This is a genomic window from Lichenicoccus sp. (genome assembly GCF_965276875.1).
In the GTDB taxonomy this organism is placed as follows: Bacteria; Pseudomonadota; Alphaproteobacteria; order Acetobacterales; family Acetobacteraceae; genus Lichenicoccus.
The window spans coordinates 899,150-924,749 of the sequence record NZ_OZ255701.1; the positions used below are offsets into that span (position 1 = coordinate 899,150).

A 25,600-nucleotide genomic window follows, 5' to 3' on the forward strand; every position below is an offset into this window, starting at 1 on the left:
GCACGGGCGCTTTCAAGCACGCGGGGCCGCGGTGATCAGCACCTGGGCGAAGGCATAGGGCGGCTCGTCGGTCATCGTCACCAGCACGGTGGGCTGCATGCCGGCCGGCACCAGGGCTGCCAGCCGCAAGGCAGCCCCTCCGGTGAGGGCTAGTGTCGGCGCGCCGCTCGGCAGGTTCACCACACCCATGTCGGAATGGAACACGCCATGCGAGAAGCCGGTCCCCAGCGCCTTGGCGCAGGCCTCCTTCGCCGCCCAGCGCTTGGCATAGGTGGCCGCGCGTAGCGCCTCGGTGCGCCGTTCGGCACGGGCGCGCTCGCTCTCGGTGAACACCCGGGCCAGGAACCGCTCGCCGTGTGCCGCCAACACGCGCTCGATGCGCCGGATGTCGCAGAGGTCGGAGCCCAGACCTAGGATCATAGGTGGCCCAGGATCATTACAGCCTCACGCCCTCGCCCGCTCGACCTGGGTGATGCCGCTGGTGCCGCGCATCCCGGCAATGACGCTGGACAGATGCCGCAGGTCACGGACCTCGACATCGACCAGGATTTCCATGAAGTCGAGCTGGCGGTTGACGATCTTGAGGTTGACGACGGTGCCGTCATGCCGTGCCGCAGTATTGGTCAAGGTGGCCAGCATCGACGGCTCGTTGGCGGCAATCACGCTGATCCGACCGACATGGATTTCGCCAGGTCCGGCACGGGCGCCGGCATTGGACCCGGGCTTGGCAACAGATTCGTAGTCCCAGTCGATGTCCATGAAGCGTTCCGGGGTGGCAGCGAAGCTCTCCAGGGTTTGGCAGCCGGCGGTGTGTACGGTGATCCCCTTTCCCTGGGCCACGATGCCGACGATACGGTCGCCAGGCAGCGGGTGGCAGCAGCCGGCGAAATGCACCGAAATCCCGGCCCCCAGCCCGACCAGCGCCATCCCGCCGGGCCCTGCTCCGGCGCGTCCCGTCGCCGGATGCTGCAGGCCGGGGATCATCCGCGGCGCCCGGCCGCCCTGCCGCAGCTCCGGGTAGGCCGCGCGAACGACGTCCTTGGGTGCCAGATTGCCGTTGCCGACGGCGACGTAGAGATCGTCGCGGCTCGCGCACTTCAACCCCTTGAGAGCGGCGTCGAGCACCTTCTCGGAGCCGTCGACCCCCTCCCGGCGGAAGGCGCGGGCGAGGGCCGCACGGCCGGCATCGAGATGCGTCTCGCGCTGCGTCTGTGCCAGATGCCGGCGGATACGCGCGCGCGCCTTGCCGGTGACGACGAAGCGTTCCCAGGACGGCGACGGGGTGCCACCGCGCGCGGTCATGATCTCGACCTGGTCGCCGTTCTGCAGTTCGTGACGCAGCGGCATCAGCCGGCCGTTGATCTTCACGCCGACGCAGCCGTCGCCCACCTGGCTGTGCACGGCATAGGCGAAGTCCACCGGAGTGGCGCCACGCGGCAACTGGATGAGCTGGCCCTTGGGGGTAAAGCAGAACACCTGGTCCTGGTAGAGTTCGAGCTTGGTGTTCTCGAGGAACTCGTCCGGGGCCGCGGAATTCTCGATGATCTCCAGCAGGTCCTGCACCCAGCGCAGCCGGCGCAGGCTGCTGATCACGGTGTTGACTCCAGGGTCCTGCGTCCCGTCCGCCTCGCCGGGAACTTCCTTGTAGACCCAGTGCGAGGCGACGCCGTTTTCTGCGACGTCGTGCATCTCCGGGGTGCGTATCTGCACCTCGATCTTCTGGTTGCGCGGCTGACGCAGGGTGACGCCGGTATGCAGGCTCTGGTAGCCGTTCGCCTTCGGTGTCGAGATATAGTCCTTGAAGCGGCCGGCGATCACCGGATAGCCCGCATGCACCGCACCGAGAGCCACGTAGCAATCCTCGCGCGACGGCACCAGCACGCGGAACGCCATGATGTCGGAGAGCTGCTCGAAGGCGACGTTGCGACGCTGCATCTTCTCCCAGATCGAGAATGGTGATTTCTCCCGCCCGATCACCTCGATCAGCGCCACCCCGGCCTCGCGGCAGATACGCGCAAGCTCCAGGCGCACCTCCTCGATGACGTCCGCCCCCTGGCCGCGCAGATAGTTCAGACGCGCCTGGATGGTGGAGTTCGCCTCCGTCTCGAGCTCGGCAAAGGCCAGGTTCTGCAACTCGGTCTTGACCCGGTCCATGCCGATGCGCCCGGCGAGCGGGGCATAGATGTCCATGGTCTCGTGCGCGATCCGCTCGCGTCGGTCGCTGCGGCGCACATGGTGCAGGGTGCGCATGTTGTGCAGCCGGTCGGCCAGCTTGACGATCAGCACCCGGATGTCGCGGCTCATCGCGAGCACCAGCTTGCGGAAGTTCTCCGCCTGCTTGGTGCGATCGGATTGCAGCTCAAGCCGGGTCAGCTTGGTGACGCCGTCCACCAGATCAGCGATGGTGCGGCCGAATTTCGCCTGCAGCGCGTCGTAGGTGACGCCGGTATCCTCGACGGTATCGTGCAGCAGGGCGGTGGCGATCGAGGCGACATCCAAGCGGAACCCCGCCAGGATCCCGGCGACGGCCAGCGGATGGGTCAGATAGGGTTCGCCGTTGTCGCGCTTCTGGCTGGCATGGGCGTCGCGGGCGACGGCAAAGGCGCGTTCGATAAGAGCAATGTCGGCATTCGGGTCGTAGCCGAGAATTTTGCGGATCAGACCCTCGCAGCCGATCCGAGCCGTCTGCTCGACCGCGTCCATGCTGGCCAGCGGCGAGCCGACCGGCAGACCCGCCAGCACATCCGCGTCAGCACCACCAACCCCGTCTGCTGCCAAGGTGAGCGGTGCTGCCATGCTGTTCGTTGGATTAGCGGCGCCCGCGACCGCCGAGTTCCGCCTCGATCGCGGACTCGAGGTCCTCGGCGGAGAGCTCGGTACCCATGTTGCCGGCCTCCTCTTCGGCGGAGACATCCTGCAGGCCGAAGATGTTCTGATCGGTGGGGATCAGATCCAGCACCTCCTCATCGGCCGGCTCCGGCTCCGGCGCACGCGCCAACGATTTCACCAGATCCTGGTGCAGAGCCTCCACCTCGACGGTCTCGCCGGCGATCTCGCGCAGGGCGACGACGGGATTCTTATCGTTGTCGCGATCGATCGTCAGTTCCTCGCCGCGACTGAGATTGCGCGCACGCTGGGCGGCCAGCAGCACGAGTTCGAAGCGGTTCGGGATTTTCTCGACGCAATCCTCAACGGTGACGCGCGCCATGCCGTCATTCTCCGATCTAGCTGTATGGAATAGGCCAATCTAGCGGCACACGCGCATCGCAGCAACCATTGCCTCGAATCGCCGCCAGCAGCGCCGCGACACCGCGGCCACTGCGCGGATCGATCCAGTCGGGCGCCACGTCTGCCAGCGGCACGAGCACGAAGGCGCGCTCCGTCGTGCGCGGATGCGGCAGGACCGGATCGGGGCTGTCGCGCAGCTGGCCCGCGATGTCGATGATGTCGAGATCAAGCGTGCGCGCGGCATCACGCGCACCGCGGCTGCGCCCCGCCGCCTGCTCGATTGCCTGGAGTGCTGCCAGCAGGGCAGCCGGCTCGGCGTCGCCCGCGAGCCGGACCATCGCATTGGCATAGTCCGGCTGCGCCGAGCGCGGCACCGGCGTGGTGCGATAGAAGCGTGAGACCGTGAGCACCTGCAGTCCGTCGAGCCGGCGCAGTTCACGGGCGGCGCGCCTGCAGGTTTCGAGCGGGGTCGCCCCCCAGGGTCCGGGCAGGTTGGCGCCGATGGCAACCAGGATCATGCACGCCTTCTTAACAGATCTTCGCTAGGTTTGTGATCCTGCCAGATGAAGGACCATTGAGAATGACCAAGGCCGCGCGCGCGCCCAGCCTCACCGCCGCACCCTGATGCGCTCGCGAGCCGCGGACAATCGCGATCGGGACGTATTCAGCGCCCAAAGCGAGGCGATGCAGCGTGAGCCGGCGCGGGATTGTCCGCTCTGCCCACGACTGGTCGCCTATCGGCAGGCCAACCAGGCCGCCAATCCCGAATGGTGGAACGGGCCGGTGCCGTCCTGGGGCGCGCTCGACGCCGAGCTGCTGATCGTCGGCCTCGCCCCCGGGGTGAAGGGTGCCAACCGCACCGGCCGTCCGTTCACCGGCGATTTCGCCGGCACCCTGCTCTATGAGACGCTGTTGAAATTCGGCTTCGCCACCGGCCGCTACGGTGCGGACCCGGCGGACGGGCTCAGCTTGCGCGGCTGCCGGATCGCAAACGCCGTGCGCTGCGTGCCGCCGGCGAACCTGCCGCAGCCCATTGAGGTGCGCCAATGCAACCGGTTCATGCGCGCGGAACTCCAGACCAATGGTGGACTGCGCGCCATCCTTGCCTTGGGTGTCCTGGCGCACAGCGCCGTGCTCGCAGCCCATGGCATACCGGCGGCGCGCATGCGCTTCGCGCACGGCCGCATGGTCGAGCTGCCGGACGGCATGCTGCTGGCCGACAGCTATCACGTCTCACGCTACAACACGAACACCGGCCGGCTCACCACCGCGATGTTCGAGGCTGTCGTGGCAGCACTCCGCCAACGGCTCGACGAGCCCCCACCTTATTGAGGTCGCTTATTAAGGCCGCCTTATTGATCGAGGATCATCGCACGGACCCGTTGCATCAGCAGCTCGATGGTAAACGGCTTGCCGATCACCTCCATGCCCTGTCTTCGCTCGCCGGCCTCGTGCACGGCGCTCTCCGCCAGACCAGTGATGAACAGCACCTTCAGGTCCGGCCGTTGCTGCATTGCCGCCTCGGCCATCTGCACGCCGTTAATGCCGCCCGGCAACCCGATATCGGTAATCAACAGGTCGATCTGCCGATCGCCCCGCAGCACGCGCAGGCCGCCGGCACCGTCGACCGCCTCGATGGTGTCGCAGTCGAGTTCGCCGAGCACCTCGCCGACCAGCATCCGCACCATCGGCTCGTCCTCGACCAGCAGCACGGCACGGCCGGAGCCAACCGTGCTCGCCTCCGGTGGCGGCAGGCTGCTCTGTGCCGCGCGCGGCAGGTAGATCGTGACCCTCGCCCCACGACCGGGCGCACTGGCGATCCGGGCGTGACCGCCGGACTGGCGGGCGAAGCCATACACCATCGACAATCCGAGGCCAGTGCCGCGGCCGATCGGTTTGGTGGTAAAAAACGGATCGAAGGCGCGCGCCGCGACGTCCGCGGACATCCCCGTGCCGGTGTCGGTCACCGAAAGTGCAACGTACTCTCCGGCCGGGATGACGCCGTCCAGCTCAAAATCCTCGAGCATCGCATTGGCGGTCTCGATCACCAGCCGGCCGCCCTGAGGCATCGCGTCACGGGCATTGTTGATCAGATTGAGCAGCGCGATTTCGAGCTGGCGCGGGTCGCAAAGTGTGCTCCAGGCGCCGCGATGCCGGACGACCTGCAAGGTCGCGACCGGGCCGGCGGCACGACGGATCAGCTCGTCCATGCCGTCCACCAGGCGGTCCACCGCGATCAGCTTGGGCTCCAGCGCCTGCCGGCGCGAGAACGACAACAGCCGGTGCGTCACCGCCGCCGCGCGCTCGGCCGCATTCGCCGCGGCATCCATGTATTTGCCGAGCCCGTCGAGACGCCCCTGCTGCATGCGGGTGCGCATCATCTCCAGGCTGCCGATCACCCCGGTGAGCAGATTGTTGAAATCATGCGCAATCCCGCCGGTGAGCTGGCCCACAGCCTCCATCTTCTGGGATTGGCGAAGCTGCTCCTCCATGCGCTGCACGCGCAGCGCCGCCTCCCGCTCCACCGTGACGTCGCGGGCTGTGGCATAGACCAGCCCGTCCGCCGTCACCACGCTCCACGATAGCCAGCGATAGCTGCCGTCGCTGTTACGGTAGCGGTTTTCAAAGCCGCCCTTGCTGGCGTCTCCCTGCAAGGCCGCGCGCGCCTGGATGGTGTGCGGGCGATCCTCGGGATGGATCAGATCGAGACTGTCGCCGCCCAGCAGGGTGTCGGGGGACCAGCCGAGCATCGCCGACCAGGCCGGATTGACGCTGCGCAGACGCCAGTTCCGGTCACGCACGCACAGCAGGTCGCGCGACAGCCGCCAGATGCGCTCGCTCTCCTGCTGCACCACCGCGAGACTCTGTTCGAGTGTCAGGTTGGAGCGGTTCAGCGCCCGCTCCTCCTCCTTGCGACGGGTGATGTCGATGCCGATGACGTAGCACCCATCGAAGCCGCCATTGCCGCCAAGACGGGGGATGTATTCCATGTCGAGATCGCGCAACACGCCGTCGCGGTCGCGACTCTGGCTGTCGAAGCGGATCCGCTCGCCGGCCAGACAGCGCCGCAGCAAGCCGTCCGGCTTGTCCTCGACCGCCTCGGTAAACAGCACCCGCACCGGGTCGCCGGCGACGATATCGGCGGCACCGGGGACAATGCTGCGGTAGGCGCGATTGGCGAAACGGAAGGTCATGTCGGGTGCGATATAGACCAGCAGCACCGGCAGGCTGTCGGCGACCTGGCGGACGGTCTGCTCGTTCTGCGCCAGCTCCAGCTCGACCCGCTTGCGCGCGTCGATATCGATCAATACCCCGGTAACGCGGCCGGCCTCGCCGTCATGGCCCACCGCCACCACACCGCGCGCCTCGACCCAGCGCCAGGCTGCGGTCGCGTCTTCCGGTGAGGCGCCCAGAGAGGTGCACAGACGGAACGCTACGGCCAACGTGGCGCCGGCGGTGCGTGCGCGCCCCTTGAGCGCCAGCAGTGCCGCGCGATCGTCGGCATGCACCCGGCGCAGGAAATCGGCCTGGGTCAGCCCGGCGATCTCGCTCGCCTTGAACCCGAAAGCCTGCAGCAGCTGGTCGTCAAGCGACAGGCCGCCCGGCTCCCACACTCCAATCCCGATCACCGAGCCCGCCGCGAGGGCGATGCTGGTGCGTTCGACCGTCTCGCGATCGCTGATCGCGCGCCCGCGCAGGCGGGCGGGACGACACGCCGTCGCGACGATCCCGCCCAGCAATTGGGCAAGCAGCAGGTCGTTATCGTCGAAGGCGGCGACGCCGGCGGCCGCGAACACCAGCACGCCCTCTCGCCGTTGCGGCCAAGGCATCGGGATCAGCAACAGCGAGCGCATCGCCAGCGTCCGCCCGAGGCTTTCCGCCTGCACACCAGCCTTGCGCACGTCATCGATACGCAGCGGCTGCTCGAAGAGTGGTGCCGCTACACGGAGATCCCTCAGGCGCGCGAGGCTGGTGGCCTGGACCAGCAGGCCATCGCCGTCGCGTATGGCAAACGCGATCAGTCCGGCAGCCGGCACCACGGCCGCGGCGGCGTCGACCACGCAGTCGAGCATCCGTGCCGGGTCACCGTCCGCTGCGGGGGCCACGTCGTTGCAGGCACGCTGTGCCGACAGCAGTGCCGCGTGACGGCCGGCGGGTACCGGCGCAAGCTGGTTCAACTCAAAAGATCATGCAAGCACGTGGGCGCGCAGACTCATTGTCGGAACGGATCCCTCGTTCGGTTTGTGGCGAACTCTTAAGGTAAACGCACCAAATCGTCAATAAGTCGTCATTTTGGCTTAATCAGCCGCGCGCGCGGAGCAGCCTCGCCTTGTCTCGCTGCCAATCGCGCGCGGCGATGGCCTGACGCTTGTCCGATTTCTTGCGCCCCTCGCCAACCGCCAGGGTCACCTTGGCAACGCCGCGCTCATTGAAATGGATGTCAAGCGGGACCAGCGTGTTCCCATCCCGCGCCACCGCGCCCAGCATCCTGTCGATCTGCTTGTGGTGGAGCAGCAGCTTGCGCGGCGCCCGCGGCTCAAAGCGCGACAGCACACCAGCCTGGTATTCCGGGATATAGCAGTTGAACAGCCAGACCTCGCCATCGTGCTCGCCGGCATAGGCTTCGGTCAGGGTGGCGCGTCCCAGCCGCAGGCTCTTGACCTCAGGCCCCTTGAGCACGATGCCCGCCTCCAAGGTCTCCTTGATGGTGTAGTCGAAGCGGGCCTTGCGGTTCTGCGCGGCGGTGCCGTGCGTGATCATCCCGCTTTTGCGCTTCTCAGCCATGCAGACCCAGACCCTCCACGGCGCCCCGCACGAGTGCCCGCGAGGACTCCGCGAGCGGTGCGAGCGGCAGCCGGCACGTCTCCCCGGCGAGCCCAAGCAGGCTCGCCGCATACTTCACCGGCGCCGGGTTGCTCTCGACGAACAACGCCTCGTGCAGGGCGAACAGCCGCTCCTGGATTGCCATCGCCTGCGTCGCGTCGCCTTGCGACCAGCAGGCTTGCATCTGCGCGCACAGCCCGGGTGCGACGTTGGCGGTGACGCTGATGCACCCCCCGCCACCCGCGGCCAGAAAAGCGAGCGCGGTGCCATCCTCGCCGGAGAGCTGCACGAACCCCTGCCCGATTGCGGCGCGCACCTGCAAGGGACGCAGCAGGTTCGCCGTCGCATCCTTGACGCCGATGATGTTCGGGTGTTTCGCCAGCCGCGCCATGGTCGCCACACTCATGTCGATCACGCAACGCGCCGGAATGTTGTAGATCACCAGCGGCAGGTCCACCGCATCGGCGATCGCCATGAAATGCCGATACAGCCCCTCCTGCGTCGGCTTGTTGTAATAGGGCGTGACCACCAGGGCGCCGGCCGCCCCGGCCTGCCTGGCATGGCGGGTGGTCTCGATCGCCTCGGCGGTGCTGTTCGAGCCGGTGCCGGCGAGGATCGGCACCCTGCCGTCCGCCTGAGCCACGACCAGATCGACCACGCGACGATGTTCCGCGTGGCTCAGCGTCGCACTCTCCCCGGTCGTCCCGGTCGGCACCAGCCCGCTTGTGCCCTCGCCGATCTGCCAATCCACCAGCCTGCGCAAGCGCGCCTCGTCGAGCGCGCCGTCGTCAGACATGGGCGTGATCAGCGCGGTGATCGACCCGTGGAACATCCTGAACTCCGCAGCATAAAAAATCTACTGGTGACACTACGACCATGGCCGCCAGCTTGCCAGCAGCCCCACCTTGCCAGAATGCACCGCCTTGCCAGAAGTGCGGGCTCGCCGTTCTCTGCGGCGATGCGTCGCCCGCTTGGAGTCCTGCTCGCCGTTCTGCTGCCACTATGCGCGCTCGGCTGCGCCCCACGCGCGCGGCTCGGTCCCGACACCATCGTTCAGATGGCACAGCGTCAGGCAAGCATCGACGCCGATCCGGTGGCGGCCAAGCTCGCGATCTGGCTGCGTGCCCAGATCGAGGGCGCCGCCTCGGCATCCGAGATCGACGACTTCCTGCGTGCCAACCCGGACTGGCCGGCGCGCGGGCTGCTGCGTCTGCGCCTGCAGCAGGCGCTCGCGGTCGAGCCGGATGCAACGGTCGCCCGCAGGCTGTGCCTGGCCGACCCGCCGACGACCATGGCGGCCCTGCTGCGCTGTGCCATCGCGCTGCCTGGCGCCATCATCGACACTGATGCCGCCGCCGCCTGGGTCGCGGGCATCGACGATCCGGCGGCCGAGGCGGAGTTCCTGCGGCTGTTCGCCGAAGCGCCGACGCCGGCGCAGCAATGGCAGCGCTTCGACCGGCAGGCCTGGTCGGGCCAAGTTGCCGCGGCACAGCGCCAGGTGGCGCGTCTGGCGCCGGCCGACCGGCCGCTTGCCCTGGCACGGCTGGCGCTGCGTCACGGCAACCCCGATGCCGACCGGCTGGCCGCAAGCCTGCGCGGGGCGGCGGCACGCGATCCCGCGCTGCTGCTGGATCTGGCGCGCTGGCTGCGCCGCGAGGACCAGCAGGACGCCGCCGTAGCACTCTGGCGGGGCCAGGCGCGCGCCGCCGAGCAGGCCGCCAGCCTGCCTCGCCGTGCCGCGTTCTGGTCGGAGCGCCAGGCCCTGGCCCGCGACCTGCTAGGCCAGCATCGCGATGCTGCGGCACTTGCCCTGGCCCAGGACGACCTGCAGACCACGGCCGGCGCCAGGCTCGATGTCGACTTCCTGAGCGGTTGGATTCTGCTGCGCCGGCTGCACGACCCGGCTGCAGCCTTGCCGCTGTTCACCGACCTGACCCGCCAGTCGCACTCGCTGATCACCAGCAGCCGCGGCTTTTATTGGATGGGTCGCGCCTACGCCGCTCAGGCCGACGCGCAACGGGCGCGAGACGCCTTTTCACAGGCGGCGCTGCGGCCGACGACCTTCTACGGGCAGGCAGCAATCCGACAGCTTTCGGGAGGTGATCCCCAGGCGCTGGCGTTGTTGATCGCGCAGGCGCGCGGCCCCGCCTGGACCCAGGCAGAGGCGATCCGCTTCGCCGGCCTGGAACTCGCACGCGCCGCCACCCTGCTCGTGGCCTGGAACGATCCCCACCAGGCTGGCGCGTTCCTGCTCAGGCTGGACGGACTGGCTGATAGCGATCGCGCGAAGGCACTGGATGCCGCCTTCGCCGACCGCCTCGGACTTGACGATGTGGCGGTGGCGATCGCGCGTCGCGCCGGTCAGCAGGGCTTGCTGTTGCCGTGGTCAGGCTGGCCAGTGCCGTATAGGCCGGAAGGCACGCCGCGGCTGCCGACGGGACTCGCTCTTGCGGTGATGCGCCAGGAGAGCAGCTTTGATCCCGGGATCGTCAGCCCCGCCGGCGCGCGTGGGCTGATGCAGCTCATGCCGGCGACCGCGCGCCGGGTGGCCGGGCACCCGCTCGGGCCGGGCGCGCTGTTCGATGCGCAAACCAATATCGCCCTCGGCACCGCCTACCTCGCTGACCTGCTGCGTCAGTTTGGCGGCAGCGTGCCGGAGGCGGCTGCGGCCTATAATGCCGGCCCCAACCGGGTGCGCGCGTGGGTTCAGCAGAACGGCACGCCGCAAGGGACTGACCAAACTATCGACTGGATCGAGCTGATCCCCTATGGCGAGACCCGCAACTACGTGCAGCGGGTGATGGAGAGCCAGACCATCTATAAGGTGCGCATGGCGGCGCCGAATGCGGCCTAGGCGCGCGGCGGGCTCGCGCAACCTGGCGGTGCTGATCGCAAGCGGCCTCGGCGTCGGCTTCAGCCCGGCAGCACCCGGCACCGTGGGATCGCTTGCCGCCCTGGCGCCGGGCATTGCGCTCCGCGCGCGCGCCGGCTGGCTGCCGCGCGCCATCCTGCCGGTCTGTCTTGCGGGTCTTTGGGCCATACCCCGCGCCTCGGGGGGTGCCGATCATGGCTGGGTGGTGATCGACGAGATCGCCGGGCAATGGATTACGCTGCTCGGCGCGCCGCCTTTGCTCGGCCCCGCGGCACCCAGGCCGGCCGCCAGGCTTGGTTGGCTGCTGGCGGCGTTCGCGCTGTTCCGTCTGCTCGACATCACCAAGCCGGGCCCGATCGGCACGCTCGACCGCCGCCATGATGCCATCGGTGTGATGGGCGACGACATCGCGGCCGGGTTGCTTGGCGCCGCCCTGCTGCGCCTCGCCCGGACGCGGGTCTAGTGCAATGGCGCCCAGGGCGTCCCGAGCAGCGCGCCACCCGGGTCGTGTTCTTCATCACCGGCTTCGGCTATTCGGCCTGGGCCGCCCTGGTGCCCTTCGCCAAGGCGCATACCGGGGTCAGCGAAGGCGGCCTTGGGCTGCTGCTGCTGTGCCTCGGGCTTGGTTCGATCGTGACGATGCCGCTCAGCGGTGCGCTCACCGCCCGCTTCGGCTGCCGCGCGGTGATGCTCGTCGCCGCACTCGTCGTCGCGGCAACCCTGCCGATGCTCTCGCTGCTCGCATCGCTGCCGCTGCTCGTCATGGCGCTGATCCTGTTCGGCGCCGGCCTCGGAGCGATGGACGTCGCCATGAATATTCAGGCGATCATCGTGGAACGCGCGAGTGGACGCGCCATGATGTCGGGCTTTCACGGCCTGTTCAGCCTTGGCGGCATCGCCGGCGCCGGCGGCATGGCGGCCTTGCTGAGCGCGGGCGCGACACCGCCGCAGGCCAGCTTGTGCGTGTCCTTGGGCATTCTCCTCGCACTTGCTCTGGCTGCGGCAAAGCTGCTGCCGTTCGGGTCCCCCGCTGACGGGCCGGCTTTCGCCATACCGCACGGCATTGTGCTGCTGATCGGGGCACTCTGCTTCGTGCTGTTCCTGGCCGAAGGCGCGGTGCTGGACTGGAGTGGTGTGTTCCTGACCAACGTCAGACACGTGCCGACCTCCTATGCCGGCCTTGGCTATGCCGCGTTCGCCACGACCATGACCGTGGGACGCTTGGCGGGCGACCGTATCGTCGAGCGCCTGGAACCGCGCCGCGTGGTCATGCTCGGCAGCCTGTTGGCGGCAGCGGGCTTCGTCATCGCAAGCTGGATCCCGTCATGGGAGATGGCGCTGCTCGGCTATGGCCTGGTGGGTGCCGGCTGCGCCAACATCGTCCCGGTGCTGTTCAGCGCCGTCGGGCGGCAGAGCGCGATGCCCGAAAAACTGGCGGTCCCGGCCATTACCAGCCTGGGCTACGCCGGGATGCTTGCCGGTCCTGCCGGGATCGGCTTTGTTGCGCATTGGACCAGCCTTCCCGCGGCGTTCGCGATCCTGGCGGCACTGCTCATTGCGGTGTCCCTGAGCGCGCGGGCTTTGTAAGCCCGTGGGTCTTGCGGAGGTGGGCGTGCTCGATGAGACGATCCTGTCGGCGGCCGCGCAGACGCTTGAGCGGCTACGTGCGCAGGGGCTGACCGCGGTCACCGCGGAGAGCTGCACCGGAGGTCTGGTCGCCGCAAGCCTGACCCACCATCCCGGCAGCTCAGAAGTCGTGCTCGGCGGTTTCGTCACCTATTCGAACGTGATGAAGCAGGCGCTGCTGGGGGTGCCTGGCGCGTTGTTTGAAAGCGTCGGCGCGGTCAGCGAGGCGGTGGCGCGTGCGATGGCCGAGGGTGCGCTCAGCCGGTCCGGCGCGGACTGCGCGGTATCGATTACCGGCATTGCCGGACCTGGCGGCGGCAGCCTGGACAAGCCGGTCGGGCTGGTATGGGTGGGTATGGCGGAAACGGGCCGCGCAACCCGTGCCGAACGCTTCGTCTTCAAAGGTACCCGCGCGGAGGTTCGCGCCAAAGCGGTCGCGGCGGCCCTGGCGCTTCTAGGCAGGGAGCGTGGCGAGGCTCGCCCCAAAATCGTCTAGACTGTGCGGCGTGCATGCCTGTGCGCAAGATTGAAGGCGTGGATCTGGGCAAGTGTCACGTAACCGGCGCGGCTGGAGTCGATCTCGCCGAAGTGCCGAATGACACGCGACCAGCCTGCCTGGCGTGCCTGAGTCAGGGTAAGCTTGCCGTCATTGCTGGTGTTCGCGGCGCGGAAATGCTCGGCAAGGCCTGTGTAATGCCGATGTGGACCGTCGGAGATGACCTCCAGGCCTTGTTCAAGGCCACCCTGGGCGAATGGCGGTTGGGCTTGGGCTGCATAGTTGCTGCCGGACACCAGTGATGCGGTGATGGTCAGCAGGCCTGTCACGGCGAGGGCCGCTCCGGCATTCCAGATAGAGCGCATGGCAAGGTTTTCCCGGTGATCTCCGGTAGACGGTCCGCAAGGGAACGCTATCGGTAGCAGTCACCCGGAACAGGATGTTCCGGATGACCCTATAAGATCACACGCCCGTTACCAGACGATGAACAACAGCCTATTTGTTTGAAGGAGGAGCATTCGAAGGCGAGGTGCCGGTCGGCGGGGCATTCATCGGTGCCGTTTTGCCCATCGACCCGGCCGATGGTGCCGACATCCCGGTCCCGGGAGCGGCCATCGCACCACCTGCCGGCGGCGCCATTCCTCCCGACCCCATGCTGCCAGACCCCATGCTGCCAGACCCCATTTTACCGGACTGCATGCTACCCGAGCCCATATTGCCTGAGCCCATGTTACCAGAGCCCATGTTACCCGAGCCCATGTTACCCGAGCCCATGCTGCCCGAGGTGCTACCGCTCTTGGCGTTCTGCAGGCTCTGCTCGTTCAGCTTCTCGGTCTCGGCATCGCCCCCGCCGGACTTCTTCATCATGCCATGCTTGGAGTGCATCATGTGGTGATGATGGGTGTGGTGATGATGCATGGTGCCGGCGTTATCCGTCACGGCATCGCTGGTCTGTGCCAGGGCTGGAAGCGAGAGCGCCAAGATGGCCGAGCAGGCCGCGGCCGTCAGGACAGGAACGCTTGGAAAGGATTTCATGTCATCTTCCTTCTCTGCCGTAAGCCAGGGCAGGCTCGGCTTGGATTGGTATTGTTGCAGGCGTGACTCCACTCCCGACCAACACGTGCTTGCAACGAGGGGCGTGCGTGGCGGTTCCGCAACAGCGGCATAAATCCGTTCTTGCCCCTCAGGCCTGTACTGGCTCGGCACTGACTTTTGGCGGTCCGTAGACCTCACGCGCGCGTCGCAGGAACGCCCGCACCATCAAGCGCACGGCCTCGTTGAACACCGCACCGATCGCGGCCTGGAGCAGACGCGAACGAAACTCGAACTCGACGAAGAAATCGACCTGGCAGCCTTTCGGGTCGGGCGTGAAGGTCCAACGGTTGTTGAGGTATCGAAACGGGCCGTGTTCGTAGCGCACATGGGCAAAGCGCGGCCGCTGCAACTCGACGCGGCTGGTGAAGCTCTCCCGGAACGGGCCAAAGCCGATGGTCAGATCGGCGGAGAGCTCGGTGGCACTCCGGCTGCGTACCTTGGCACCCACGCACCAGGGCAGGAACTCGGGATAGCGGTCGACGTCGGCGACCAGGTCGAAAAGCTGCTCGGGCGAATACGCGATCAGCCGCCGCTCCGCATGCGTCGGCATCAGCCGGCCCGACGCGCGCGCGCGTCGCGCAGGGCCGCGAAATCCGCGTCCGCGTGATAGGACGAGCGCGTCAGCGGCGTCGCACTCACCAACAGGAACCCCTTAGCTCGTGCCATGCCGCCATAGTCCTTGAACTCGTCCGGAGTGACAAAGCGAGCGACGCCGGCATGTTTCACGCTGGGCTGCAGATATTGTCCCAAAGTGAGAAAATCGACATCGGCGACCCGCAGATCGTCCATGACCTGCAGGATTTCCAGGCGCTGCTCACCGAGCCCCACCATCAGGCCGGACTTGGTGAAGATGCCGGGATCGAGCTGCTTGACCCGGTCGAGCAGCCGCAGCGATTGAAAATAGCGGGCACCTGGCCGGATCGTCGGATACAGCCGCGGCACGGTCTCCAGATTATGGTTGAACACGTCCGGGCGGGCGCCCACCACGCGCTCCAGCGCGCCCGGCTTGCGCAGGAAATCCGGGGTCAGGATCTCGATCGTGGTGGCCGGCGACGCGGCCCGGATCGCCGCGATCACGGCGGCGAAATGCGCGGCCCCGCCATCCTCGAGATCGTCGCGGTCGACCGAGGTGATCACCACGTGGCGTAAGCCGAGCTTGCCGACCGCCTCGGCAACCCGTCCCGGCTCTCCGGCATCCAGCGGGTCGGGCTGCCCGGTGCGCACGTTGCAGAAGGCGCAGGCGCGGGTGCAGATCTCGCCCATGATCATCATTGTGGCGTGGCGCTGCGACCAGCACTCACCGATATTCGGGCAGGCCGCCTCCTCGCAGACCGTGACCAGCCCATGCGCGCGCATCAGGTTCCGGGTCTCGTGGTAGACGGGGTGGGTGGGGGCCCGCACCCGTATCCAGTCCGGCTTGCGCGCCACGGGGTTGTCGGGACGAAGCATCTTTTCGGGATGCCGCACCACCCCGGCGCGGTGATCGATCAGCAGCCGGGTCGACATGCGGGCCTCAATAAACTCATGAACACACAGATGGAACCCCGCCCGGGAGCCGTCAACGCCGGGCCAGGGGCCGCTCAGTAATGAATGACCCGATCATACGCATCGAGCACCGCCTCATGCATGGTCTCGCTCACGGTAGGATGCGGAAAGACGCTGTTGATCAGCTCCTGCTCGGTGGTCTCCAGGGTGCGCGCGATCACGTAACCCTGGATCATCTCGGTGACCTCGGCGCCGACCATATGCGCGCCCAGCAACTCGCCGGTGCCGGCATCGAACACGGTCTTGACCATGCCCTCCGGCTCACCCATCGCGATCGCCTTGCCATTGCCGGCGAACGGGAAACGCCCGATCCGCAGCTCGTGTCCGGCCTCGCGCGCGCGTGCCTCGGTCAGTCCCACCGAGGCGATCTGCGGGCGGCTGTAGGTGCAGCCCGGGATGTTGCTCCAGTCGATCGGATGGACGTCCTGGCCCGCGATCTTCTCGACGCAGATCACCCCTTCATGGCTTGCCTTGTGCGCAAGCCACGGTGCCCCGGCAAGGTCGCCGATCGCATACACGCCCGGCTCGCCGGTACGGCAGAACGGATCGATCCGCACATGCGTGCGCTCGACCTCGACCTTTGTGCCTTCGAGCCCGAGCCCCTCGACATTGCCGACGATCCCCACCGCGGAGATCGCCCGATCGACCGTGATCTGCTCGCTCTTGCCATCCGCCTCGACCGTCACCGTGACACTGTCCGCGTCCTTGCGGACTTCGCCGAGCCTGGCACCGGTCAGGATACGCATGCCTTGTCTCTCGAATGCGCGACGGGCGAAGGCGGCGATTTCGGCGTCCTCGACCGGCAAGATCCCGGGTGCTACTTCGACGACGGTCACCTCGGCCCCCATGTTGCGGTAGAACGAAGCAAACTCGATGCCGATCGCCCCCGACCCCACCACCAGCAGCCGTGCCGGCATCACGTCCGGCACCATCGCCTCGCGGTAGGCCCAGATCAGCCTGCCGTCCGGCTCCAGCCCGTCCAGCAGCCGCGCCCGCGCGCCGGTGGCCAGGATCACGTGTTTGGCGGTCAGGCTTGCCACCGGCTTGTCGTCCTTGGCCACCGCGACGCGGCGCAGGTCGCCCTGGACGCCGTCGAGCTTCGCGCTACCGTCGAACACGGCGATCTTGTTCTTCTTTAGCAGGTGGCCAACCCCGGACGCGAGTTGCTTGGCGACCGCGCGCGAGCGCGCAACAACCCGGTCGAGATCAAAGCGGATATTGTCGGCGGCGAAGCCGAACGCGTCCAGGTTATGCAGCAGGTGATTGATTTCCGACGAGCGCAGCAGCGCCTTGGTCGGGATGCAGCCCCAGTTCAGGCAGATGCCGCCGAGGTTCTCACGCTCCACCACCGCCGCCTTCATGCCGAGTTGGGCCGCCCGTATCGCCGCGACATAGCCGCCCGGACCGCCGCCGACGACGATCAGGTCAAACTCAGTATCCGCCATTTCAGACCACCAGGCTCATCGGCGCTTCGACCACCGAGCGGAACACCGACATCCATTGCGCCGCCAGCGCCCCGTCGATGACCCGGTGATCGACCGAGATCGTGCAGGTCATGACGGTTGCCGCCACGATGCTGTCGTCGCCGCGCACGACGGCGCGCCGCTCACCGGCACTGATCGCCAGGATCGCGCCTTGTGGCGGATTGATGATCGCGGAGAATTCGCGCACGCCATACATGCCCATGTTGGAGATCGAGAACGAGCCGCCCTGGAACTCGTCCGGCTTGAGCTTGCCGTCGCGGGCGCGGGCGATCAGCGCGCGCGCCTCGTTGCTGATCTGTGAGAGGCTCTTGACGTCGGCACGGCGCACGATTGGGGTGATCAGCCCGTCCGGGATGGAGACCGCGACCGAGATGTCAACGTCGTCATATTGCAGGATCGCCTCCTCGGTATAGGAGGCGTTCACCTTCGGCACCCGCCGAAGCGTTACCGCGGCCGCCTTGATCAGCAGGTCATTGACCGAGAGCTTGTATTGGCCAGGTCCCTCCTTCGGGGCGGCGGCGTTCAGCTCCGTGCGCAAGGCGAGCAGCCGGTCCAGCTCGACATCGATCGAGACGTAGAAATGCGGGACGAACTGCTTGGACTCCGCAAGCCGGCGCGCGATCACCCGACGGACGTTGCTGTTGGGGATCTTCTGGTGCGGTGCGACGATCGCGACAGGTGCCGGTCGTGGCGCCGGCGCGCGGGCCGCGGGCGGCGGTGGCGCGGGTCGCTGCCTTGCCGCCTCGATATCGGCGCGCACGATGCGTCCGTTCGGACCGGAGCCGGTCAGCGTTTCCGGCGCGATCCCGGCCTCCTTGGCGAGGCGCCGAGCCAGTGGCGAGATGAACAGCCGGTCGCTCTCCGGGGTCTGCGGGACAACAGCAGGCTCCTGCCTGGGGGCTGGCGGAACTGCCGCCGGCGCCTGCGACTTGCTCGGTGCCGCGGCAGGAGCCGGCTCCGACACTTCCTCGCCCGGCTCGACAATGATGCCGATGGGCGCGTTGACCCTCACGCCTTCGGTGCCGTCGGCGACCAGGATACGGCCGAGTACGCCCTCGTCGACCGCCTCGACCTCCATCGTCGCCTTGTCGGTCTCGATCTCGGCGATGACGTCACCGGCCGCGATCGACTCGCCCTCCTTCTTGAGCCAGCGCGCGAGCGTGCCCTCGGTCATCGTCGGCGACAGCGCAGGCATCAGGATGTTTACGGACATGATCCCATTCCCTCAGATCAGCTTGCGTACCGCATCCACGACCCACTCGGGCTGCGGCAGCGCCAGCTTCTCCAGGTTGGCGGCATAGGGCAGCGGCACATCCAACCCGTGTACACGCACCGGCGGCGCATCGAGCCAGTCGAACGCGTGCTCGATGACCTGCATCGCCACCTCGGCGCCGATGCCGGCGAACGGCCAGCCTTCCTCGACGCTGACCAGCCGGTTGGTCTTCTTCACACTTTCGATGATCGTCGCGGTATCCAGCGGCCGCAGCGAGCGCAGGTTGATCACCTCCGCCTCGATGCCGTCGGCGGCCAGCAGCTCCGCCGCCTTCAACGCCACACCCACCATGATGGAGAACGCAACGATGGTGACGTGCGCCCCCGCGCGCTCGATGCGGGCCCGGCCGATCGGCAGGGTGAAGTCGGGATCGGTCGGGCACTCAAAGCTCTGGCCGTAGAGCAGCTCGTTCTCGAGCACAATCACCGGGTTCGGATCGCGTATGGCGCTGCGCAGCAGCCCCTTGGCGTCGGCCGACGAATACGGTGCGACCACCTTCAGCCCCGGCACATGCGCGTACCAGCTTGCATAGCACTGGCTGTGCTGGGCGGCGACGCGCGAGGCCGCGCCATTCGGGCCACGGAAGACGATCGGACAGCCCATCTGGCCGCCCGACATATACAGCGTCTTGGCCGCCGAGTTGATCACCTGGTCGATCGCCTGCATGGCGAAATTGAAGGTCATGAACTCGACGATCGGCCGCAACCCGGTCAGTGCCGCCCCTATTGCCATGCCGGTGAAGCCGTGCTCGGTGATCGGCGTGTCGATCACCCGACGCGCGCCGAACTCGTCGAGCATGCCCTGGCTGACCTTGTAGGCGCCCTGATACTCGGCGACCTCCTCGCCCATCAGGAACACATCCGGGTCGGCACGCATCTCGGCCGCCATCGCGTCGCGCAACGCCTCGCGCACGGTCATGGGCCTAGTCTCGCCCCAGGCCTGCTCGGGTGCCGCACGCGCCAGCTCGGGAGTTTTTTGCGCCGAACCACGATCGGCGATCTCCTTGGCGCCGCTTTCTGCCGCGACCTTCGGCATCGCCGGCGCTTCCGTCTTTTTGGTATTGACGGAAGTCGCGTCCTCGCCGTCCTCCAGCAGAATCGCGATCGGCGCGTTCACCGCGACATTGTCGGTGCCCTCCTCGACCAGCAGCTTGCCGATCGTGCCCTCGTCGACTGCCTCGACCTCCATCGTCGCCTTGTCGGTCTCGATCTCGGCGATCACGTCGCCGGCACTCACCGCATCGCCGACCTTCTTCAGCCAGCGCGCGAGCTTGCCTTCGGTCATGGTCGGCGACAGCGCCGGCATCAGCACTTCGGTGGACATCGCTCAGCCCCCCACCAGCACGTCTGTCCAGAGTTCCGCCGGGTCCGGCTCGGGACTGCTCTGGGCGAACTCGGCGGCCTCGGCGATGGTGCGCTTGATCTCGTCGTCGATCGCCTTGAGCGCGCTCTCCTCGGCGCCGCGCTCGAGCAGCGCGTGGCGCACCCGCTCGATGCAGTCGCGCTCGCGACGCATCTCGTCGACCTCATCGCGGGTGCGATACTTCGCCGGGTCGGACATCGAGTGGCCACGATAGCGATAGGTCGTCATCTCCAGCAGATACGGCCCTTGGCCGTCGCGGCAGTGCGCCACCGCCTGCCTGGCCGCGTCGTGCACCGCCTCGACATCCATGCCGTCGACCTGCTTGCCGGGAATGCCCCAGGGCACGCCGTTCTGCGACAGGTCGTGCGAGGCGGAGGCGCGCTCGACGCTGGTGCCCATGCCGTAGCGGTTGTTCTCGATGACGAACACGCAGGGCAGCTTATGCAGGGCGGCGATGTTGAAGCTTTCGAACACCTGGCCCTGGTTCGAGGCGCCCTCGCCGAAATAGGCAACCGCGACCTCGTCGGAGCCGCGATAGCGGTTGGCGAATGCGAGGCCGATGCCGATCGAGACCTGGGCGCCGACGATGCCGTGGCCGCCATAGAAGTTCTCCTTGCGGGAGAACATGTGCATCGAGCCGCCCTTGCCGCGCGAATAGCCGGTGGCCCGTCCGGTGAGCTCGGCCATGACGCCGCGTGGCTGCATGCCGGTCGCCAGCATATGGCCATGGTCACGATACGAGGTGACCACCTTGTCACCCGGCTTGAGCGCCATCTGCACGCCGGTGACCACCGCCTCCTGGCCGATATAGAGATGGCAGAAGCCGCCGATCAGCCCCATGCCGTAGAGTTGGCCGGTGCGCTCCTCGAAGCGACGGATCAGCACCATGCCACGGTAGGCGGCGAGCAGCTCGTCCTGGGTCATGGTGGCGCTGTTGCGCAGATCCCCGGGCGTCACCTTCTGCGATACGTTCATGGAGACGCCCTTTCGCGCATATCGTCTGCCTGTTCCATATCCGGGATATTGGTCCGGCCACCAGACTTGGCGACCACCCGGACCGCCTCGATCTGCATACCGCGATCGACCGCCTTGCACATGTCATAGAGCGTGAGCCCGGCGACGCTGACCGCGGTCAATGCCTCCATCTCCACTCCCGTGGGGCCGGTGGTGCGCACACGCGCCTCGATCTCGATGCAGTCGCCCGCACTGCCACGTCGCAGTTCGACCGCGACCGACGACAGGCTCAGCGGATGGCACAATGGGATCAGGACGGCCGTCTGCTTTGCCGCCATGATGCCCGCGATCCGCGCCGTGGCCAGCACGTCGCCCTTCGGCAGCCCGCCCGCCTCGATCAGCGCCAGGGTCTGGGGCCGCATGACCACACGGCCACGCGCGATCGCCTCGCGCAGTGTCGATGGCTTGTCCGACACGTCGACCATACGCGCCCGGCCGGCTTCGTCGAGATGGGTGAGCATGGTCAGAGCGGCCCGAGCAAGGCTGCGGCGGCATGCCTGCAATCCGGCTGGCGCAGCAGGCTCTCGCCGACCAGAAAGCAACTCGCCCCGGCTGCCGCCAGACGCAGCACGTCGGCACGCGTGGCAATGCCGCTCTCGGCGACGATGATACGGTCGGGCGGCACCAGCGGCGCCAACTGGATGGTGGTGGCGAGGTCGGTACGCAGAGTGCGCAGGTTGCGGTTGTTGATGCCGATCAACGACGCCGGCAGCGCCAGCGCGCGGTGCAGTTCGGCCTCGTCATGCACCTCGACCAGCACGTCGAGATCGAGCGCGCGGGCCAGACCGAGTAGATCGGAGGCCTGGTCATCGCCGAGAGCCGCCATGATCAGCAGGATGCAGTCAGCGCCGGCCGCGCGGCTCTCGAACACCTGCCAGTCCTGCAGGATGAAGTCCTTGCGCAGCACCGGCAGCCCGGTTGCCGAGCGCGCCGCGCGCAGATGCTCGAGATCGCCCTTGAAGGACGGCCCTTCGGTCAGCACGGACAGGCAGGCCGCACCCGCCGCTTCATAGTCACGGGCGATCGCGGCCGGATCGAAGTTGGCGCGGATCAGCCCTGCCGACGGCGATGCCTGCTTGATCTCGGCGACCAGGCCGACCTCGTGCTGGGCGGTCTTGAGTTGCAGCGCCTGGGCGAACGGCCGCGGCACATCCGCCTGGTCGCGCACCCGCGCGCGCAATTCCTTGAGCGGCACAGCGAGGCTCCGCTCGGCGACGTCCGCGCGCGTCTGTGCGCAGATACGAGCCAGCGTATCGGACGCATCATTGGCCATCAGCCCTGCTCTTCCCCATTGCCGCTATCACCCGTCCGCAGCGCCTCGAGAACGCGCCAGGCCGAGCCGTCGTCGAGCGCCCGCGCCGCCAGCGCGATCGCCTGCCGCAAGGCAGACGGATCGGGCCCGGGCCGGAACATGTTGCCTCCGCCCGCCACGCGCAAGGCCGCCCCCGCATTGAACAGGACCGTATCCCGATAGGGCCCGCGCGCGCCGCGCAACAGCGCCTCAAGGGCTGCCGCGTTATGCGCGGCATCGCCGCCGGCGATCGCACTGATCGGCGCCCGCTGCAGGCCGGCCTGCTCGGGCGTGAGCGTGAATCGGTGGACGCGGCCCGCCTCCAGCGCCACCACATGGCTCGGGCCGGCCAGGGTCAGCTCGTCCATGCCCTGTGCGCCCCCCTGGCCGCCGCCGATCGCATCCTCGCCGTGCACCGCCCAGACCCGCTCGGAGCCGAGCTGCTGCAACACCCGCACCACCGGCTCCAGCCAGGCAGGGTCGAACACGCCGATCAGGTGCAGCGTCACCGAAGCCGGGTTGCAGAGCGGCCCCAGCAGGTTGAACAGCGTGCGGGTGCCGAGGTCGCGACGCGCGGTGGCCGCATGGCGCAGCGCCGGATGGTGCCGTGGTGCGGCCAGAAAGGTGAGCCCCAGCGTCCCGGTATCGCGGTCGAGCGGCACCCCGAGGGCCGCCAGCACATCGGTGCCGCCGGTCGGCGAGGACTGGCCGCGGTTGCCGTGCTTGGCCACCGGCACGCCCAACCCCGCCAGCACGAAGGCGACCGCGGTCGAGACGTTCAGGGTGCAGCAGCCGTCGCCACCGGTGCCGCAGACGTCGATCGCCCCCTGAGGAGCCGCGACGCCGCGCATGTGCCGGCGCATCGCGCGCGCGGCACCCGCGAGTTCGTCCACTGTCTCGCCGCGCACCCGCATGCCGATCAGCAGGCCGGCGATCTGGGCGTCGGTCGCGGCCCCCGACATGATGACCTCGAACGCGGCGGCCGCCTCCGTCTGCGACAGCCGCTCGCCGCGCGCGACGCGGTCCAGCACCGGCTTCAGGTCCGACGACATCCCAGGTCGTCCCTCAAGCGGCGCGGACGCCGGGTGCGTGGCGGTCGCGGGCGATGCCGAGGAAATTAGCCAGGATCGCGTGGCCATGCTGCGAGGCGATGCTCTCGGGATGGAACTGCACGCCGAAGATCGGAAGGTCGCGATGCGCGAGGCCCATGACGACGTTGTCATTGGTCCAGGCGGTCGCAATCAGCGTCTCGGGCAGGCTGTCGTGACGCACCACCAGGCTGTGATAGCGGGTGGCATCGAACGGGCTCGGCAGGCCCGCGAACACGTCGCTCCCCTGATGACGGATCGGACTGACCTTGCCGTGCATCGGTGTCCTGGCACGCACCACCTCGCCGCCGAACACCTGGCCGATCGCCTGATGGCCGAGACATACCCCCAGCACCGGCACCACCCCCGCCGCCCGTGCGATCAACGCGCAACAGATGCCGGCCTGATCGGGCGTGCACGGCCCCGGCGACAGCACGATCGCGTCCGGCCGCAGCGCCATGGCCGCCTCGACGCTGAGCGCATCGTTGCGTCGCACGTCGCAGGTCTCGCCGAGATCGCCGAAATAATGCACCAGATTGAAGGTGAAGCTGTCGTAGTTGTCGATCAGCAGGATCATCCGTCATTAATGGGGCCGAGGGCGGCGAATGGTCAATCGCATGGCGGGCACGGACAGCGTGGTGGCAGCCTTGCGCCGGCAGAGCGGCTGGTGCGCGGGGTTTGGCTCGCTTTTCACCGCGCGTTTGCTGACGCATCTCGCCGATGCCGCATCCCAAGGCGCCGGCGTCGCACCTCTGCTTGCCAACTGGCCGGGCGATCCGGTCGCCGACGCTCTGGCGCTGCGCCTGACGGGCGCCATGCATGCGCTGGTGCTGAGCGGTGCCGCGCCGGACCTCGCGGCGCTCTATCCGCCAGCCCCTGACACGGACCGGTTCCGCGCGGTTCTGGATGCCGCGATCGACCGGCACTAGGACTTCATCCGCGCGACCCTGCGCTCGCCGCCGCAGACCAACGAGGTCGGCCGCTCGGCGGTGCTGCTTGGCGGCTTCCTGCGCGTGGCGGCAACGACCCGCCTGCCGTTGCGGCTGCTGGAGATCGGCGCCAGCGCCGGGCTCAACCTGATCTGGGACCGTTACCGCTACCGGCTGGGCGAGGCCGAATGGGGCGACCCGGCGGCAACCCTGTTGCTCGCGCCGCACTGGACCGGTCCGTCGCCGCCGCTCGTGGCACCGCTTCGGATCGCATCACGCCAGGCCTGCGACCTCTCCCCGGTCGATCTTGAGGACCCAGCCGCCCGCCTGCGCCTGCGCGCCTATGTCTGGGCGGACCAGCACGAGCGGCTGGCGCGTCTTGAACACGCCATCGCCATCTCCCGCGCGGTCGGCCACCGGGTCGAACGGGCCGATGCCTCGACCTGGCTGCGGTCGCACCTGCAAATGCCCTCACCCGGAATGGCGACCGTGCTGTTCCACTCCGTCATGTGGCAGTACCTGCCCAGGCCGACGCGTGACGACATCGCCGCCAGCATCGCCCAGGCCGGCGGCCGTGCCACGCGCGAGGCGCCCTTCGCCTGGCTGCGCTTCGAACCGCCGGCTGCCAGCGTCCCGATGGAAGTCCGGCTCACGCTCTGGCCGGACGGCGAGGAGACACGTCTGGCCACGGCGCAACCGCATGGCGCCGCCGTGACCTGGCTCGTCGAAGAGTGACAGCAACAGCAGACCTATGCTATCATTGCTTGCAAACTTGTTGGAGTGCCTGCGTCATGCCCGTCGTCACCGTCCGCAGTCTTCCTGAGGAGACCCATCGAGCCCTCCGGTTGCGCGCGGCAAGCCACGGGCGCAGCACGGAAGCCGAAATCCGCGCCATCCTCGAACAGGCGGTGCGGCCCGCCGCGCGGGTCAGGATCGGCTCCGAGTTGGCCGCCTTCGGCACGCACTTCGGTGGTGTCGATCTCGACATCGTCAGAAAACCGTCGCCGATCGAGGCCGCGACCTTCGAATGATCGTGCTCGACACGAACGTCGTCTCCGAGCCGATGCGACCGCGCGGTGATCCCGGTGTTCTCGCCTGGCTTGATCGTCAGGTCGCCGAGACCCTGTATCTCACCGCAACCAGCCTCTCGGAGCTTCTGGTCGGGATTGCCGCCCTCCCTGCGGGGCGCCGTCGCGATGGCCTCGACACTGCCCTCCAGGATCTCCTCTCCAGATTGTTCGAAACGCGCGTCCTCTCCTTCGATCAGCAAGCCGCGATCGCTTACGCCACGCTTGTCACCCGAGCGCGTGCAGCCGGGCACGTTCTATCGGTCGGAGACGGCCAGATCGCGGCAATTGCCGCCACCCACGGCTTCGCTGTTGCCACCAGGGACAAAATCCCGTTCACCGCCGCGGGCGTTCCCGTCATCAACCCGTGGCATGAAGCTGCTTCATAGCGACTCCTCGCCGGACC

At 67.9% G+C, this 25,600-nt stretch carries 26 protein-coding genes and 1 pseudogene; 8 read left to right on the forward strand and 19 right to left on the reverse strand.

Annotated elements, in window-relative coordinates:
* Nucleotides 1–12: 12 nt before the first annotated feature.
* The 4 genes from acpS to folK all read right to left on the reverse strand — a co-directional run bounded on the left by acpS (nt 13) and on the right by folK (nt 3,746).
* Nucleotides 13–420 (reverse strand): holo-ACP synthase, encoded by a 408-nt coding sequence (gene acpS, locus ACQY4K_RS04540; protein WP_428393794.1) that lies wholly within the window; start codon nt 418–420, stop codon nt 13–15.
* Between the two features lie 24 nt (nt 421–444).
* Nucleotides 445–2,703 carry a RelA/SpoT family protein gene (locus ACQY4K_RS04545; protein WP_428395972.1) on the reverse strand — a complete coding sequence of 753 codons (2,259 nt, stop codon included), beginning with the start codon at nt 2,701–2,703 and terminating at the stop codon, nt 445–447.
* A 106-nt stretch (nt 2,704–2,809) separates the two neighbouring features.
* Nucleotides 2,810–3,208 (reverse strand): DNA-directed RNA polymerase subunit omega, encoded by a 399-nt coding sequence (gene rpoZ, locus ACQY4K_RS04550; RefSeq protein WP_428393796.1) that lies wholly within the window; start codon nt 3,206–3,208, stop codon nt 2,810–2,812.
* A gap of 16 nt (nt 3,209–3,224) precedes the next feature.
* Nucleotides 3,225–3,746: a 2-amino-4-hydroxy-6-hydroxymethyldihydropteridine diphosphokinase gene (folK, locus tag ACQY4K_RS04555; protein WP_428393798.1), complete on the reverse strand. Its 522-nt coding sequence runs from the start codon at nt 3,744–3,746 to the stop codon at nt 3,225–3,227.
* 106 nt (nt 3,747–3,852) lie between these two features.
* Here folK and ACQY4K_RS04560 point away from each other — a divergent pair, with 106 nt between their 5' ends.
* Nucleotides 3,853–4,560, forward strand: a complete 708-nt coding sequence (locus ACQY4K_RS04560; RefSeq protein ID WP_428393800.1) for a uracil-DNA glycosylase — start codon at nt 3,853–3,855, stop codon at nt 4,558–4,560.
* A gap of 20 nt (nt 4,561–4,580) precedes the next feature.
* On the opposite strand, the gene ACQY4K_RS04565 is transcribed toward ACQY4K_RS04560, so the two are convergent.
* The 3 genes from ACQY4K_RS04565 to dapA all read right to left on the reverse strand — a co-directional run bounded on the left by ACQY4K_RS04565 (nt 4,581) and on the right by dapA (nt 8,884).
* Nucleotides 4,581–7,406, reverse strand: coding sequence for a PAS domain S-box protein (locus ACQY4K_RS04565; RefSeq protein WP_428393802.1), 2,826 nt, complete (start codon nt 7,404–7,406; stop codon nt 4,581–4,583).
* 124 nt (nt 7,407–7,530) lie between these two features.
* The gene (gene smpB / locus ACQY4K_RS04570) at nt 7,531–8,013 is read right to left on the reverse strand and encodes an SsrA-binding protein SmpB (RefSeq protein WP_428393804.1); all 483 of its coding nucleotides are present in this window, start codon (nt 8,011–8,013) and stop codon (nt 7,531–7,533) included.
* Nucleotides 8,006–8,884 carry a 4-hydroxy-tetrahydrodipicolinate synthase gene (gene dapA, locus ACQY4K_RS04575; protein ID WP_428393806.1) on the reverse strand — a complete coding sequence of 293 codons (879 nt, stop codon included), beginning with the start codon at nt 8,882–8,884 and terminating at the stop codon, nt 8,006–8,008. Before dapA ends, smpB begins: the two co-directional genes overlap by 8 nt.
* Nucleotides 8,885–8,965: 81 nt before the next feature.
* On the opposite strand from dapA, the gene ACQY4K_RS04580 reads away from it, so the two are divergent.
* Genes ACQY4K_RS04580 through ACQY4K_RS04595 form a run of 4 tightly spaced genes read left to right on the forward strand, consistent with a single transcriptional unit; the run spans nt 8,966 to nt 13,046 of the window.
* On the forward strand, nt 8,966–10,906 hold the full coding sequence (locus tag ACQY4K_RS04580) for a transglycosylase SLT domain-containing protein (RefSeq protein WP_428393808.1): 1,941 nt from the start codon (nt 8,966–8,968) through the stop codon (nt 10,904–10,906).
* Nucleotides 10,896–11,387, forward strand: a complete 492-nt coding sequence (locus ACQY4K_RS04585) for a phosphatidylglycerophosphatase A family protein (RefSeq protein WP_428393810.1) — start codon at nt 10,896–10,898, stop codon at nt 11,385–11,387. The genes ACQY4K_RS04580 and ACQY4K_RS04585 overlap by 11 nt, the downstream gene beginning before the upstream one ends.
* Nucleotides 11,387–12,511 carry an MFS transporter gene (locus tag ACQY4K_RS04590; RefSeq protein WP_428393812.1) on the forward strand — a complete coding sequence of 375 codons (1,125 nt, stop codon included), beginning with the start codon at nt 11,387–11,389 and terminating at the stop codon, nt 12,509–12,511. Before ACQY4K_RS04585 ends, ACQY4K_RS04590 begins: the two co-directional genes overlap by 1 nt.
* Before the next feature lie 25 nt (nt 12,512–12,536).
* Nucleotides 12,537–13,046 (forward strand): CinA family protein, encoded by a 510-nt coding sequence (locus ACQY4K_RS04595; protein ID WP_428393814.1) that lies wholly within the window; start codon nt 12,537–12,539, stop codon nt 13,044–13,046.
* Here ACQY4K_RS04595 and ACQY4K_RS04600 read toward each other — a convergent pair.
* The 12 genes from ACQY4K_RS04600 to ACQY4K_RS04655 all read right to left on the reverse strand — a co-directional run bounded on the left by ACQY4K_RS04600 (nt 13,043) and on the right by ACQY4K_RS04655 (nt 23,775).
* A complete protein-coding gene (locus ACQY4K_RS04600; protein ID WP_428393816.1) occupies nt 13,043–13,411 on the reverse strand; it encodes a hypothetical protein in 369 nt (122 codons plus the stop codon). The two genes, ACQY4K_RS04595 and ACQY4K_RS04600, sit on opposite strands and share 4 nt — an antisense overlap.
* 130 nt (nt 13,412–13,541) lie before the next feature.
* Nucleotides 13,542–14,081 (reverse strand): hypothetical protein, encoded by a 540-nt coding sequence (locus tag ACQY4K_RS04605; protein ID WP_428393818.1) that lies wholly within the window; start codon nt 14,079–14,081, stop codon nt 13,542–13,544.
* Between the two features lie 148 nt (nt 14,082–14,229).
* Nucleotides 14,230–14,691, reverse strand: coding sequence for a type II toxin-antitoxin system RatA family toxin (locus ACQY4K_RS04610; protein ID WP_428393820.1), 462 nt, complete (start codon nt 14,689–14,691; stop codon nt 14,230–14,232).
* Nucleotides 14,691–15,647 (reverse strand): lipoyl synthase, encoded by a 957-nt coding sequence (lipA, locus tag ACQY4K_RS04615; RefSeq protein ID WP_428393821.1) that lies wholly within the window; start codon nt 15,645–15,647, stop codon nt 14,691–14,693. Before lipA ends, ACQY4K_RS04610 begins: the two co-directional genes overlap by 1 nt.
* Nucleotides 15,648–15,721: 74 nt before the next feature.
* A complete protein-coding gene (gene lpdA, locus ACQY4K_RS04620; RefSeq protein ID WP_428393823.1) occupies nt 15,722–17,131 on the reverse strand; it encodes a dihydrolipoyl dehydrogenase in 1,410 nt (469 codons plus the stop codon).
* A gap of 1 nt (nt 17,132) precedes the next feature.
* Nucleotides 17,133–18,383: a pyruvate dehydrogenase complex dihydrolipoamide acetyltransferase gene (locus ACQY4K_RS04625; RefSeq protein ID WP_428393825.1), complete on the reverse strand. Its 1,251-nt coding sequence runs from the start codon at nt 18,381–18,383 to the stop codon at nt 17,133–17,135.
* Between the two features lie 12 nt (nt 18,384–18,395).
* A complete protein-coding gene (locus tag ACQY4K_RS04630) occupies nt 18,396–19,766 on the reverse strand; it encodes a pyruvate dehydrogenase complex E1 component subunit beta (protein ID WP_428393827.1) in 1,371 nt (456 codons plus the stop codon).
* Nucleotides 19,767–19,769: 3 nt separating this feature from the next.
* Nucleotides 19,770–20,780 carry a pyruvate dehydrogenase (acetyl-transferring) E1 component subunit alpha gene (pdhA, locus tag ACQY4K_RS04635; protein ID WP_428393829.1) on the reverse strand — a complete coding sequence of 337 codons (1,011 nt, stop codon included), beginning with the start codon at nt 20,778–20,780 and terminating at the stop codon, nt 19,770–19,772.
* Nucleotides 20,777–21,280 (reverse strand): cyclic pyranopterin monophosphate synthase MoaC, encoded by a 504-nt coding sequence (gene moaC, locus ACQY4K_RS04640; RefSeq protein ID WP_428393831.1) that lies wholly within the window; start codon nt 21,278–21,280, stop codon nt 20,777–20,779. The genes pdhA and moaC overlap by 4 nt, the downstream gene beginning before the upstream one ends.
* Before the next feature lie 2 nt (nt 21,281–21,282).
* Nucleotides 21,283–22,092, reverse strand: coding sequence for an indole-3-glycerol phosphate synthase TrpC (gene trpC, locus ACQY4K_RS04645; protein ID WP_428393833.1), 810 nt, complete (start codon nt 22,090–22,092; stop codon nt 21,283–21,285).
* Nucleotides 22,092–23,162: an anthranilate phosphoribosyltransferase gene (gene trpD / locus ACQY4K_RS04650; RefSeq protein WP_428393835.1), complete on the reverse strand. Its 1,071-nt coding sequence runs from the start codon at nt 23,160–23,162 to the stop codon at nt 22,092–22,094. Before trpD ends, trpC begins: the two co-directional genes overlap by 1 nt.
* Nucleotides 23,163–23,175: 13 nt before the next feature.
* Nucleotides 23,176–23,775, reverse strand: coding sequence for an anthranilate synthase component II (locus ACQY4K_RS04655; RefSeq protein ID WP_428393837.1), 600 nt, complete (start codon nt 23,773–23,775; stop codon nt 23,176–23,178).
* 40 nt (nt 23,776–23,815) lie between these two features.
* Between ACQY4K_RS04655 and ACQY4K_RS04660 the strand changes: the two are divergent.
* The 3 genes and pseudogenes from ACQY4K_RS04660 (at nt 23,816) to ACQY4K_RS04670 (ending at nt 25,583) form a co-directional block, all read left to right on the forward strand.
* A pseudogene (locus ACQY4K_RS04660) lies at nt 23,816–24,862 on the forward strand (DUF2332 domain-containing protein).
* A 56-nt stretch (nt 24,863–24,918) separates the two neighbouring features.
* On the forward strand, nt 24,919–25,158 hold the full coding sequence (locus ACQY4K_RS04665; RefSeq protein WP_428393839.1) for a FitA-like ribbon-helix-helix domain-containing protein: 240 nt from the start codon (nt 24,919–24,921) through the stop codon (nt 25,156–25,158).
* Nucleotides 25,155–25,583 (forward strand): type II toxin-antitoxin system VapC family toxin, encoded by a 429-nt coding sequence (locus tag ACQY4K_RS04670; protein ID WP_428393841.1) that lies wholly within the window; start codon nt 25,155–25,157, stop codon nt 25,581–25,583. The genes ACQY4K_RS04665 and ACQY4K_RS04670 overlap by 4 nt, the downstream gene beginning before the upstream one ends.
* The last annotated feature ends 17 nt before the right edge of the window (nt 25,584–25,600 follow it).